This is a genomic window from Streptococcus sp. HMSC074B11, from assembly GCF_001808705.1.
Lineage (GTDB): Bacteria > Bacillota > Bacilli > Lactobacillales > Streptococcaceae > Streptococcus.
Genome location: NZ_KV794309.1, coordinates 128,357 through 140,776, shown reverse-complemented (window position 1 = coordinate 140,776; position 12,420 = coordinate 128,357). Strand labels below are relative to the sequence as shown.

General features: G+C 38.8%; 12 protein-coding genes, 1 pseudogene and 1 other annotated feature. Of the genes and pseudogenes, 1 reads left to right on the top strand and 12 read right to left on the bottom strand.

Translation table 11 applies throughout. From position 1 onward, the window contains the following. Window positions 1–180 precede the first annotated feature (180 nt). Both HMPREF2619_RS10110 and gyrA read right to left on the bottom strand, forming a co-directional pair. Window positions 181–930: a class A sortase gene (locus HMPREF2619_RS10110; RefSeq protein WP_000078698.1), complete on the bottom strand. Its 750-nt coding sequence runs from the start codon at window positions 928–930 to the stop codon at window positions 181–183. Beyond that, window positions 930–3,398 carry a DNA gyrase subunit A gene (gyrA, locus tag HMPREF2619_RS10105; RefSeq protein WP_070461053.1) on the bottom strand — a complete coding sequence of 823 codons (2,469 nt, stop codon included), beginning with the start codon at window positions 3,396–3,398 and terminating at the stop codon, window positions 930–932. The genes HMPREF2619_RS10110 and gyrA overlap by 1 nt, the downstream gene beginning before the upstream one ends. A gap of 195 nt (window positions 3,399–3,593) precedes the next feature. Between gyrA and HMPREF2619_RS10100 the strand changes: the two genes are divergently transcribed. Then, window positions 3,594–4,580: an L-lactate dehydrogenase gene (locus HMPREF2619_RS10100; protein ID WP_070461050.1), complete on the top strand. Its 987-nt coding sequence runs from the start codon at window positions 3,594–3,596 to the stop codon at window positions 4,578–4,580. A 57-nt stretch (window positions 4,581–4,637) separates the two neighbouring features. Here the strand turns inward: HMPREF2619_RS10100 and sdbB are convergent, their stop codons facing one another. From sdbB to HMPREF2619_RS10050, 10 genes and pseudogenes are all read right to left on the bottom strand, one after another. After that, on the bottom strand, window positions 4,638–5,201 hold the full coding sequence (sdbB, locus tag HMPREF2619_RS10095) for a thiol-disulfide oxidoreductase-associated lipoprotein SdbB (protein WP_070461049.1): 564 nt from the start codon (window positions 5,199–5,201) through the stop codon (window positions 4,638–4,640). A 12-nt stretch (window positions 5,202–5,213) separates the two neighbouring features. Beyond that, window positions 5,214–5,921 (bottom strand): thiol-disulfide oxidoreductase-associated membrane protein CcdA2, encoded by a 708-nt coding sequence (ccdA2, locus tag HMPREF2619_RS10090; protein ID WP_049526265.1) that lies wholly within the window; start codon window positions 5,919–5,921, stop codon window positions 5,214–5,216. A 125-nt stretch (window positions 5,922–6,046) separates the two neighbouring features. Next, entirely contained in the window at window positions 6,047–6,907 is an 861-nt protein-coding gene (locus HMPREF2619_RS10085) for a methionyl aminopeptidase (RefSeq protein WP_049525847.1), read from the bottom strand. A gap of 14 nt (window positions 6,908–6,921) precedes the next feature. Further along, on the bottom strand, window positions 6,922–8,199 hold the full coding sequence (gene spxR, locus HMPREF2619_RS10080) for a CBS-HotDog domain-containing transcription factor SpxR (RefSeq protein ID WP_045763437.1): 1,278 nt from the start codon (window positions 8,197–8,199) through the stop codon (window positions 6,922–6,924). After that, window positions 8,192–8,743 (bottom strand): GNAT family N-acetyltransferase, encoded by a 552-nt coding sequence (locus tag HMPREF2619_RS10075; RefSeq protein WP_001028718.1) that lies wholly within the window; start codon window positions 8,741–8,743, stop codon window positions 8,192–8,194. Before HMPREF2619_RS10075 ends, spxR begins: the two co-directional genes overlap by 8 nt. Before the next feature lie 16 nt (window positions 8,744–8,759). Further along, window positions 8,760–10,019 (bottom strand): UDP-N-acetylglucosamine 1-carboxyvinyltransferase, encoded by a 1,260-nt coding sequence (locus tag HMPREF2619_RS10070; protein WP_045763439.1) that lies wholly within the window; start codon window positions 10,017–10,019, stop codon window positions 8,760–8,762. Window positions 10,020–10,546: 527 nt separating this feature from the next. Further along, window positions 10,547–10,840, bottom strand: a complete 294-nt coding sequence (gene rpmA / locus HMPREF2619_RS10065) for a 50S ribosomal protein L27 (protein ID WP_000916509.1) — start codon at window positions 10,838–10,840, stop codon at window positions 10,547–10,549. Window positions 10,841–10,856: 16 nt separating this feature from the next. Next, window positions 10,857–11,201 carry a ribosomal-processing cysteine protease Prp gene (locus HMPREF2619_RS10060; RefSeq protein ID WP_000613695.1) on the bottom strand — a complete coding sequence of 115 codons (345 nt, stop codon included), beginning with the start codon at window positions 11,199–11,201 and terminating at the stop codon, window positions 10,857–10,859. A gap of 15 nt (window positions 11,202–11,216) precedes the next feature. Continuing rightward, window positions 11,217–11,531 carry a 50S ribosomal protein L21 gene (gene rplU, locus HMPREF2619_RS10055; RefSeq protein ID WP_000109137.1) on the bottom strand — a complete coding sequence of 105 codons (315 nt, stop codon included), beginning with the start codon at window positions 11,529–11,531 and terminating at the stop codon, window positions 11,217–11,219. Between the two features lie 35 nt (window positions 11,532–11,566). Next, window positions 11,567–11,653, bottom strand: a sequence feature (ribosomal protein L21 leader region). Between the two features lie 64 nt (window positions 11,654–11,717). Continuing rightward, window positions 11,718–12,358, bottom strand: a pseudogene (locus tag HMPREF2619_RS10050) (YoaK family protein). Between the last annotated feature and the right edge of the window lie 62 nt (window positions 12,359–12,420).

Sequence of the window (12,420 nt, the reverse complement as noted above, 5' to 3'; positions counted from 1 at the left end):
GAAAAGGCGGTGGGACAGAAATCGATAGACAAAGTCTCGATTTCGTAGTCCCAGCCCCGCGAGGATGATTAGGAGCTTTTTGGAGTCTAAAAGACGAACAAAAAGTTCAATCAGCTACCGCGTCAAAGTTTGATTGCTAATAAAAAATGAGGTCGGGCTCTTTTGTCCCAACCTCTTCTACTATTCATAAAATTGTTTATAGGGTTTATTAAAGGCTTCTAAGATATCTGATGGAGTTTCTGCATAAGATTTTATCTCTGTCAAATTTCCTTTAACGATGATTCTCTCAACTGCATTAGCATCTTCACAGGTTACTAAGGTAATCTCTTTAATCCCATCACGTTCGTCAATTACATCTACTCGATCAGGAGTTACAATTTTAACTTCTTCAATCTCGTATGTATAGACTTTCTCTTTATCAGTGAGATAAATTTTCATCCCTTTCTCAGCGCGAGCAAGAGGAGAGAATAATTTCTTATCTGCATTTTCACCTGCAAAGATACGGTGACTTGCTAGAGAATAATTTCCTTCCCCCATTACCTGATTGGCTTTCATTGTCCCAGCACCATAAAAGAGGTTAACATTATCGAGTCCCTTAAATATTGGTAGGTTCATTTCAAGCTCTGGAATGGCAATCCCTCCGATTACTGGAAGTTGCTGAGAATTCCACTGAGCTGATAGGACTGCCTCCGAGGAAAGTGATTTTACAGAATCAAAATCGAAATTTCCTTCTGTTTCTTTGTTCTCTTCAATCTCTTCCTTGGTCACTTGACTGACCTGATACTTATTAGTATTCCAAATCATGAACATATCACGAATATTAGCATTGAAGATTAAAGCGATAGATAACAAGATTAGGAATCCTGCCAGTATGTTAATCAGTAGATTCTTACGTTTATTTTTTTTACTTTGATTCTTTTTTTGAGACATTATGCTTCACTTTCTGTTTCCTGTTCTGCCCCAACTTCTTCTTTTTCTGCTGCTGCAACACTTGTAAAAGTCACAATCTTAGCATCTTGATCTAGACGCATCACTTTTACTCCCATAGTTGAACGCCCCGTTTGCGAAATATTAGCTACATTTGTTCGAATCATGACACCTGTGTCAGTGATAATCATCAAGTCTTCGTCACCGTTTACTGTTAAGAGACCAGCCAGAGGACCATTTTTTTCAGTAATATTGGCTGTTTTCATTCCCTTACCGGCACGACCTTTTGTTGGGTATTCAGTCGCAACTGTGCGCTTACCGTATCCTTTTTCAGTTATGATGAGGACTTCATCTTGGTCAGTGATCACTCTCGCTCCTACTACTGCATCACCTTCACGAAGGTTTACCCCTTTAACACCAGTGGCGATACGACTCATACTACGAACTGAAGACTGATTGAAACGAACTGCATAACCTAATTTGGTTCCGATGATGATATCCGTGTCTTTTTCAGTTAGTAAGACATTAATCAACTCATCCTCATCTTTCAGATTCAAGGCTTTGAGACCATTTTGACGAATGTTTGCGAATTCTTTAACGCTGGTTCTCTTAACAATACCAGAACGAGTTGTAAAGAAGAGATAGGCATCATCACTGCGTTCAGATTCGACATTGATAATGGTTTGAATACTTTCACCTTCGTCTAGTTTCAAAAGATTGACGACTGGCAAGCCCTTGGCAGTGCGACCATACTCTGGAATTTCATATCCCTTAAGACGATACACACGCCCTTTATTAGTAAAGAATAGCAAATGATCGTGAGTGCTGGTTGAAACCAATTCACGCACAAAGTCATCGTCCTTAACTCCAGTTCCTTGAACGCCACGTCCACCACGTTTTTGAGCTGTAAATTCGTCTTGGTCCAAACGTTTGATATAACCTTTATTTGATAGAGTGATGAGAACATCAGACTCTTCAATCAAGTCTTCATCTTCAAGCGTCAAGACTTCACCAACCATCAACTCAGTACGACGTGGATTGCCAAACTTACGTTTGACCTCATCCAATTCTTCCTTGATGATTTGCGCTACGCGTTCTGGTTTTGCAAGAATGTCTGCCAAGTCAGCAATCAAAGCAATAAGCTCATCATATTCCGACTGAATCTTGTCACGTTCCAAACCTGTCAAACGACGTAGACGCATATCGAGAATTGCTTGACTTTGACGTTCAGATAACTTGAACTTGCTCATCAATTCAGCTTGGGCTTCTGCATCCGTTTCACTGGCACGAATGATACGAATAACTTCATCAATATGGTCTAGGGCAATTAACAAACCTTCTAAGATATGTGCACGCGCTTCAGCTTTCTCTTTGTCAAATTGAGTACGACGAGTCACCACTTCTTTTTGGTGCTCAATATAAGCATCCAAGATTTGACGAAGAGAGAGAATCTTTGGTACACCATTCTGGATAGCCAGCATGTTAAACCCAAAACTCGTTTGCATTTGAGTCATCTTGAACAAATTGTTCAAGATGACATTGGCAGAGGCATCACGCTTCACTTCGATAACAAAGCGAACACCCTCACGGTTAGATTCGTCACGAACAGCTGTGATTCCTTCGATACGTTTTTCTTGAACTAAACGCACAATATGCTCATGGACTTTAGTCTTATTAACCATGTATGGAAATTCTGTTACAACGATACGTTCGCGACCAGTTTTTGTTTCCTCGATTTCTGTACGGGAACGAAGAACAATGGAGCCTTTTCCTGTTTCATAGGCCTTATGAATCCCTGATCTCCCCATAACAAGGGCACCAGTTGGGAAGTCAGGCCCAGGGAGTACTTCCATCAAGTCCTTGGTAGTAACTTCTGGATTATCCATAACCAACTTAACCGCATCAATGGTTTCACCCAAGTTATGTGGCGGAATATTGGTCGCCATACCAACGGCAATACCTGTAGCACCATTGACCAAAAGATTTGGGAAACGAGCTGGTAGAACAACAGGTTCACGTTCATTGGCATCATAGTTATCTACAAAATCAACGGTATTTTTATTGATGTCACGAAGCATCTCAAGTGCAATCTTGCTCATGCGCGCTTCAGTATAACGCTGAGCTGCGGCACCATCACCATCCATGGAACCAAAGTTTCCATGTCCATCTACAAGCATGTAACGGTAGCTCCACCATTGAGCCATACGGACCATAGCCTCGTAAATAGATGAATCACCGTGTGGGTGGTATTTACCCATAACATCCCCTGTAATACGGGCAGATTTCTTATGAGGTTTATCAGGTGTAACCCCTAATTCGTTCATTCCGTACAAAATACGACGATGAACTGGTTTCAACCCATCTCGAACATCAGGAAGGGCCCGCGATACGATAACACTCATGGCGTAGTCGATAAAGCTGGTCTTCATCTCCTTTGTCAGATTGACATTCACTAAATTTTTATCTTGCATTAAAAAATGCCTCATTTCACTATTAGTAACTAGATATATTATACCATAGTTTAGCTTATATTTCAGTCTCTGGATACCCCTAAAACGTTTACATTGATAACTGGATGTTATATCCGTGACAAAGCTATTTAAAAGTGATAGAATGAAATCAGACAGGGTATTACCCTTAAAAAAACAAAGGAGATGTTTAGACTAATGACAGCAACTAAACAACACAAAAAAGTTATCCTCGTTGGTGATGGTGCCGTAGGTTCATCTTACGCTTTCGCTCTTGTTAACCAAGGAATTGCCCAAGAACTTGGTATCATTGAAATTCCTCAATTACACGAAAAAGCTGTTGGTGACGCTCTTGACCTTAGCCACGCCCTTGCTTTCACTTCACCTAAAAAGATCTATGCTGCTGAATACGCTGACTGTGCGGACGCTGACCTTGTAGTTATCACTGCTGGTGCTCCTCAAAAACCAGGTGAAACTCGTCTTGATCTTGTTGGTAAAAACCTTGCAATCAACAAATCAATCGTAACACAAGTTGTTGAATCAGGATTTAACGGTATCTTCCTTGTAGCTGCTAACCCAGTTGACGTTTTGACATACTCTACATGGAAATTCTCAGGATTCCCTAAAGAACGCGTTATCGGTTCAGGTACTTCTCTTGACTCAGCTCGTTTCCGTCAAGCCCTTGCTGAAAAATTGGATGTAGACGCTCGTTCAGTTCACGCCTACATCATGGGTGAACACGGTGACTCAGAATTTGCCGTTTGGTCACACGCTAACATTGCTGGTGTTAACCTTGAAGAATTCCTTAAGGACACTCAAAATGTTCAAGAAACTGAATTGATCGAATTGTTCGAAGGTGTTCGTGACGCTGCTTACACAATCATCAACAAAAAAGGTGCTACATACTATGGTATCGCCGTTGCCCTTGCTCGTATCACTAAAGCAATCCTTGATGATGAAAACGCAGTACTTCCACTTTCTGTATTCCAAGAAGGCCAATACGGAATCAATGATGTCTTCATTGGTCAACCAGCTGTTGTTGGAGCACACGGTATTGTACGTCCAGTGAACATCCCATTGAACGATGCTGAACTTCAAAAAATGCAAGCTTCTGCTAAAGAATTGAAAGCTATCATTGATGAAGCTTGGAAAAACCCTGAATTCCAAGAAGCTTCTAAAAACTAATTTAAGTTAGAAAAAATGTCTAGACGGTTTGTCTAGACATTTTTATATTTCATTACTTTATTTCATTTGAGCAAAAGCTGCTTCTGCATCTGCGTTACTAATCGCACCTAATTGAATCTTAGCAATTTTACCCTGTGAATCAATTAGATACTCTGTAGGGATGCTTCGAATTTGATAATCTTGAAAAACAGTTCCTTTTGTATCATATAAAACAGGAATGTCTTTATAACCTTGTTCTTCAAACCACTTTGGAAATTGATCTATCGTTTTTTCACCTTGAATACCCGGCGCAATGACAGATAAAATTTCGAAATCACGATCTTCCTTAGCAGCAAGCTCCATCAATTCTGGCATACTCTTCTTACATGGTCCACACCAAGATGCCCAAAATTTAAGATAAACTTTTTTACCTTTAAAATCAGATAATTTCACTTCTTTTCCATCCATTGATTGAAGCGTAAAATCAGGTGCTTCTGCTCCTACAGCCACTTGCTTCACAGTTGCTTGCTGCTGTGTCTGAGTCGTTTGATTTTCTTGACTTGATTTTTTCTCTTCCTTGCCACAAGCAATCAGAAGAAAGAGAGACAAGAAACTAAGCCCAAAATAGATAATTTTTTTCATAGATAACTCCTTTTATCCTAATATTCCAGATAAGACATTTAACTGTCCCAACATTAATAAAATTCCCATGAGAATGATCAATAAACCACCAATTTTCTTCAATAAAAGTATGTGGGATTTGATTCTACTAAAATAAGGCATGATAAGACCTGATGCCAAGGCCAGAACTAAAAATGGAAGCGCCATTCCGAGAGTGTAAATGAGGGTTAATAAGGCTCCCTGAAGAGCTCCATTTCCTCCTGAGGCAGCCAGTGCTAAAACAGAACTTAAAACTGGGCCTATACATGGAGTCCAGCCAAAGCTGAAGCTGATACCCAGTAAAAAGGCCGACATATATTTGCTAGATTGTTTTTGCTTAAATGTTACTGTTTTTTGTACCTCTAATTTTTGTAAGTGAAGAATTTCCATCTGATGCAAACCCAGTATAATAATCATGATTCCCATGACATAACGGAACCAGTCAGTATAAAGTAAATTCCCAAGGAATCCTGCTCCAAATCCAAGAATAAAGAAGATGAGAGAGATACCCGCAATGAAACAGAGTGTCCGAATCAATCCTGACCAGGCAACATCTTTACCCAAAAAACGAAATGTCCTTGACTCCTCTTGATCATCTAGCAGAACACCTGCGTAGACTGGTAACAAGGGAAAGATGCAGGGAGAAAAGAATGACAAAATCCCAGCTATAAAGACAGAAATAAAAAATAAAATACTTTCCAATTAAGAACCTTCTTTCATATAGTCATCTTTTATTTTACTATAAAAGAAAACGTTTGTAAGAAATCCGCTACGCAAATTTATTTTCAACTTGAAAGAATCAAAAAAGGAGCTCAGCTCCTTTTTTTTTAATAAGTTCCCTCTTCACCTTGACTTGTCAAGATTACAGGCCCATCTTTAGTAATAACAAACTGATGCTCGTACTGACATGATAGTCCACCATCGATTGTTTTATGTGCCCAACCTGTTTTCATATCTGTATCGATTTCCCAATCACCTGTATTGATCATAGGTTCGATTGTCAAAACCATGCCTTCACGAAGGCGGAGACCGCGACCTGCGATACCATAGTTAGGAACCATTGGTTCTTCATGCATAGTTGGACCAACGCCGTGTCCTACAAGATCACGAACAACGCCGTAACCACGACTTTCAGCATATTCCTGAATAGCAGCTCCAATATCTCCAATACGGTTTCCTACAACAGCTTTTTCAATACCAATGTACATAGCTTCCTTGGTCACGTCCATTAAGTTTTTAACTTCTTCTGACGGTTTACCAACAGCGTATGCCCAACAAGAATCTGCCAAGCCGCCCGTAAAGTTTTGAGTATATTTTTTCATCTGCTCAACGTTGTTAAAGTTGAGTTTAGAAACATTGAGGTCAGACTTAGCGATTGGCCCACCAAGAACCATATCAACCTTCAGCAAATCGCCTTCCTTCAAAATATAGTGGCGTGGAAAAGCATGGGCTACTTCGTCATTGAGTGAACAGCAAGTGGCATAAGGATAATCCATCATTGCCCCATCAACACCGATTTGTAGTGGAAGGAAATTTTCTTCTTTACAACGACGACGCACATATTCTTCTACTTCCCACATATCTACACCTGGTTTGATGATGTCACGCAAACCGATGTGAATACTGGCAAGAAAATCGCCAGCTTTATCCATTGCTTCGATTTCTCTAGCTGATTTTAATGTAATCATGTTTTCTCCTAGTTTTAATTAATTTTTACAGTAACATTTGCTTTTGATACGATTTGATGATTGATATAAATGTCATAGTCAATAATAGCTGACCTTCTCGTATGATGAATAATTCTAGCCTGAATCCGCAAGGTATCATCAATCTGAACAGCTTGTAAGAAATAAATCAACATTTGTTCAATGATAAGGTTACGTCCGCTATTCACAACCAGATCTTGCGTCATATGGGTCAATATTTCTGAAAGAACTCCATTTGCAAGGACTCCATTTTTTTCCAACATAAATGGTTCAACCGTGATGACAACTTCGTCATGGTGGTAAGATAACTTCTGACCAACCTGTTCTGAAAATGTTGGTAAAGCTGAAACTTGAGAGCGACTCATCTTTTCCATAACATCCCGTCTAGTAATGACACCAAGTAAGGTTTGATTGCTTCTCACAACAGGTACCATTTCAAAGTCTTCAGCAATCATTCTCTGGCTAACGTTAGCAATATTCGTCGCTAAACCAGTCATATAGACTGTCCTTGTCATGACCTTATCTATCGTTGTACCAGGTGATTTATCTCCAGCATCACGCATAGTAACTACACCAACAACAACCTGATGCTGATTGATGACAGGGAAACGGCTCGTTCTATTCTTACGAACCAAGTCTAGATAATCTTTGACAGTATCCGTTTCCTGTAGAAAACCATATTCATGACTGGTACGATAGATTTTTTCAACCGTCAAAATATCAGTCTTAATCTGAACATTAGACAAAGCTCTGTTGATCATAGTCGCAATTGTAAATGTATCATGTTTACTGCGTAATACTGGAATATTTTTTTTATTAGCATGGTTCAAAACATCTTCATGAACTTCAAATCCACCTGTTACCAAGACAGCATTTTCATTTTCAAGTGCTAATAACTGAATACGTGTTCGATCTCCTACGATAAGTAAGCCACCATCATGAAGATAAGAAAGAATATTCTTTTCAGTCATCGCTCCAATGGAGAATTTACTAAATTCTCTATCCAATCCAGCTTGACCAGCTAAAACTTCCGAGCCTGTAACTTCTGCAATTTCTGCGAACGTTAATTTCTCAATAGCTACTTTTTTGGACTTTACACGTACTGTTCCACTTCGAGGACGTGTTTCAACAAGTCCCCTATTTTCAGCTTCTTTGATAGCCCGATATGCCGTACCATCACTTACTCCCAGCCGATTTGAAATACTACGAACACTAACACGCTTCCCAACTGGTAATTCTTCCAAGTAGGCTAATATTTCTTGGTGTTTACTCATTTAGATTTCCTTTTGTATAACGGAATTCTAGATAATCCCGCATCTTTCGGGTATAACGATCGCTACCTTTAAAACGACGATAAAGAACAAAATCTGATTTTTCTGCTACTTTCTGACTAGCAACATTTTCTAGATGTGTCACAATCGAAAGTTGCTTCAAGGCAAACTCGTTCATGGATAAATCTCGTAATTTGGTAACTGCTTCAGTCATATAACCCTGAGACCAATAGTTTTTCTTTAAAAAATAGCCAATTTCTGCTTCTTTCTTAATTTCATCAAGCTTTTCAAACTTGATAGCTCCAATCATTCTTTGCTCTTTTTTATCACAAATAGCCCAAATCCCCAAAGGTGATTTCATAAAATAATTGGCAAGAGCATACTGACTTTCTTCAATACTTGCTTGTGCAGGAAAGATAAATTGAAGATTTTCAGGATCTGATGCAAGTTGATGAAAATCATCTACATCCGTAAAAAAGAAGGGACGGAAATATAAACGTTCCGTCTCATAGAAAGAAAATTTTGCTAATTTAGTCCAGATATTCATTGCAATCCTCAAATTGCTAATCTTCAATTAGCTCAATATCTGCTCCAAGATTACGCAATTTTTCGATAATATTCGAGTAGCCTCGAAGGATGAATTCAACATTGGTAATCTCTGTTTTTCCTTCAGCCATCAAGCCAGCAATAACTAAGGCAGCTCCAGCACGTAGGTCTGTTGCCTTAACTTTTGCACCCTGCAAAGGATTTCCACCCTTATAAAGTATGTGGTCGTTTGTTGTTGAAATATCTGCATTCATTTTGGCTAATTCAAAAACATGGTTGACACGTTTTTCATAGATTGTATCAATCAATGTGCCACGACCTTCTGCTTTTAATAGCAAGGGAGTAATAGGCTGTTGAAGATCTGTTGCGAAACCTGGATAAGGAGCTGTCTTAATATTAACAGCCTTTAGATTTGTTTGCTCTTCGACGAAAATACTGTCTTCAGAAACAGTCATGTGAACACCCATTTCTTCAAGTTTAGCAATAAATCCTTCTAAATGCTCATAAAGTACATTATTAATTCGAATCCCATGACCTACTGCAGCTGCCATTGAAATATATGTACCTGCTTCGATACGGTCAGGGATGACTTGGTGGCGTGTTCCGTGCAAGCTATCCACACCATCAATTGTAATCATATCTGTACCTGCTCCACGAATGTGAGCGCCCATATTGTTTAATAATGTAGCCACATCAATGATTTCAGGTTCGCGAGCAGCATTTTCAATAACTGTTCGACCTTTAGCTTTTACTGCTGCTAGCATTGTATTGATTGTTGCACCAACACTAACAGTATCCATATAGATATGCGCACCATGTAGACTTGATCCCTGGGTTGAGAGATTCATATTATCTCCCTCGTAGGTTGTCTTAGCTCCCATAGCTTCAAATGCTTTTAAGTGCAAATCAATCGGACGTGGTCCTAGGTCACACCCTCCAGGCAAACCTACAGTTGCTTCACCAAAACGTCCTAAAAGACTACCATAGAAATAATAAGACGCACGCAAGCTATTAATTTTACCATAAGGCATTGGTTTATTTTGAACACCACGAGGATCAATCTCAAGAACATCGTCATAACGCTTGACACTAGCTCCCATGATCTCCATAATCTCAATAAGACTAGCTACATCAGAGATGTCTGGAACACAATCCAAAATCACAACATCATCTGATAAAATAATGGCAGGAATTAAGGCAACGACACTATTTTTAGCGCCACTAATCGTAATTTCACCTTTCAATGGTCTCCCGCCGTTAATGACAATTTTTTTCATTTTATACTCTTTCACTATTTATTAAGAAGGTCTCACCCTATATTATACCATATTTCTTACTAATAGCCAATCCTATAAAAAAATTAAGCCTAGAACTATCTTGATATTTAATACGATAACTATGGTTATATCAGTTAGAATTATCATACTTTTCAAAGCTAGTAAAAATCTCCTCACCTGTATTTTTAAAGCTTGTAATAAAATAATTACTGCACATTTTTAGTTAGTGATTTGTTAAAGAAAGACTGGCTTTATAAGTATATGCGATAGTATATACACTTTTATAAAATAAGAAATTAATACTCTTCGAAAATCAAATTCAAACCGCGTCAACGTCGCCTTGCCGTACTCAAGTACAGCCTGCGGCTAGCTTCCTAGTTTGCTCTTTGATTTTCATTGAGTATAAACCGATGATATTGTACAAAAATTTTACATAAAAATCATTCTGGGTACCAAAAAGGGTACCAAAACAAAAAAATAGGCTTTCCGAAAACTCGGAAAGCCTTATTTTATGCTACTTAGAGCGATTATTTTGCGATTGGGTAAACAGAAACTTGTTTTTTATCGCGACCTTTACGTTCAAAGCGTACTACGCCTTCAACTTTAGCGAACAAAGTATCGTCTCCACCACGTCCAACGTTTACACCTGGATAGATGTGTGTACCACGTTGACGGTAAAGGATTGATCCACCTGTTACAGTTTGTCCGTCAGCTGCTTTAGCTCCAAGACGTTTTGCTTGTGAATCGCGTCCGTTTGATGTAGAACCTCCACCTTTTTTGTGGGCGAAAAGTTGCAAGTTGTTAAGAGTCATTTTTAACATAATGTTTTCCTCCGTGTTAGTTTTCTGTGATAACTCTGGTTTGGACGAACTCTGAAGAGTCCTCCGATAAGGTTGCCATACCTAAGAAAAATGATTCAAAAAATAACTGAGTCATTTCTCTCTGATGTGAAGGAAGGTCTCTAGGAATTTCAACCATAAGATAGCCACCTTCATCTTCGTTTAATTCTAAGATTGGTTCATAGCCTGCAAATTTCTCAATCGAATTGATAAAGTTAATGGCAAGCGTAGAAACCGATGCACACACGACATCAAAGCCGTATTCGCCACTCTCGGCGTGTCCAGTAATTTCCGCACTCCTCAGCTCGCCATCTTCGGCTCTCTCAAAGACTGCTTGTATCATGTGTTCTCCTTAAAATTAAGCGTTGATTGCGTTGATGACAACTTTTGTATATGGTTGACGGTGACCTTGTTTACGGTGGCTACCTTTTTTAGGTTTGTACTTGTAAGTAACAACTTTCTTTTGTTTTCCTTGTTTTTCAACAGTTCCAACTACAGTAGCTCCAGCAACAAGTGGAGTTCCGACAACAGTGTTTTCACCACCAACAAGAACAACTTCGTTAAAAGTAACTTCTTGACCAGCTTCAACGTTCAATTTTTCAACGTAGATTGCTTGACCAACTTCAACTTTAACTTGTTTTCCGCCAGTTTTGATAATTGCGTATGTGCTCATTATGCACCTCCTATGATTTTTTGGGGTTTCCCCGTATTTTTGTGAAGACTCGCCTAGCATCGTGGGACGAACCACTTACACTTGAAAATCAAGCAACGATGTTCGTGCGGTTGCACAGGACTGTGCATAGTCAACTCTTCAAGTATAGCATGATTCCTAGTTTTTGACAAGTATTTATCATCGAATTTAAACTTTTTCTCTTATTTTTTTCCTCCAAGATGCAAAAAGCATACTTAGATAAAAAATACTAAGATAAGCTGATATAACAACCCCGAGCACAAAACTCGACAGCAAGCTAACAAAGATAAGACCTTCTCTTAAAAAAGGTGTATGTTTTGTGCGAACATATTCGCCAAATGCTAACATGGTTCGTTTGATATTTCCAGTCATAAAAGCATTGTTGTATGCAATTCCTGAAACTTCTCCGAATGCTGTTGTTACAAGTCCCATACAAAATGCTAACGGTGGTACTATATATATATATTATCAACCGTCAAGGGAACAAATCCTATTATTAAAGATAAAATTGCTAGTGGAATAAGGGATAGAATTGGTTTTCTTACAATCCTCAACTTTTCTTTATAGACTGTCAAAAGGAAGACACCCACCATGAAGGAAATCAAGGTCATTACCTTGGCACTAGCATCTGAAACATTGTCCTGAATGAGACCGACGGAAAGGAAAACGACATTCCCCGTTTGGCCTGCAACTAGAGTATTCCCACGTATGATAAAGGTATAGGCATCTACATAACCCGCACAAAAAGTCAAAAAAAGCGCCAATCTTTTTGAATGACGAGAAATTTTTCTCATAGGTAATAATCTCATACTACACTCCTATTTTTTCTGAATCTATTGTACCATTTTTTGAGGAAAATTCGAAGTGTCAA

What these genes read in the sequence shown, in the direction of transcription:
- HMPREF2619_RS10110 (WP_000078698.1), bottom strand. Translation starts at nt 930, where the DNA reads ATGTCTCAAAAAAAGAATCAAAGTAAAAAAAATAAACGTAAGAATCTA.
- gyrA (WP_070461053.1), bottom strand. Translation starts at nt 3,398, where the DNA reads ATGCAAGATAAAAATTTAGTGAATGTCAATCTGACAAAGGAGATGAAG.
- HMPREF2619_RS10100 (WP_070461050.1), top strand. Translation starts at nt 3,594, where the DNA reads ATGACAGCAACTAAACAACACAAAAAAGTTATCCTCGTTGGTGATGGT.
- sdbB (WP_070461049.1), bottom strand. Translation starts at nt 5,201, where the DNA reads ATGAAAAAAATTATCTATTTTGGGCTTAGTTTCTTGTCTCTCTTTCTT.
- HMPREF2619_RS10085 (WP_049525847.1), bottom strand. Translation starts at nt 6,907, where the DNA reads ATGATTACATTAAAATCAGCTAGAGAAATCGAAGCAATGGATAAAGCT.
- spxR (WP_045763437.1), bottom strand. Translation starts at nt 8,199, where the DNA reads ATGAGTAAACACCAAGAAATATTAGCCTACTTGGAAGAATTACCAGTT.
- HMPREF2619_RS10075 (WP_001028718.1), bottom strand. Translation starts at nt 8,743, where the DNA reads ATGAATATCTGGACTAAATTAGCAAAATTTTCTTTCTATGAGACGGAA.
- HMPREF2619_RS10070 (WP_045763439.1), bottom strand. Translation starts at nt 10,019, where the DNA reads ATGAAAAAAATTGTCATTAACGGCGGGAGACCATTGAAAGGTGAAATT.
- rpmA (WP_000916509.1), bottom strand. Translation starts at nt 10,840, where the DNA reads ATGTTAAAAATGACTCTTAACAACTTGCAACTTTTCGCCCACAAAAAA.
- HMPREF2619_RS10060 (WP_000613695.1), bottom strand. Translation starts at nt 11,201, where the DNA reads ATGATACAAGCAGTCTTTGAGAGAGCCGAAGATGGCGAGCTGAGGAGT.
- rplU (WP_000109137.1), bottom strand. Translation starts at nt 11,531, where the DNA reads ATGAGCACATACGCAATTATCAAAACTGGCGGAAAACAAGTTAAAGTT.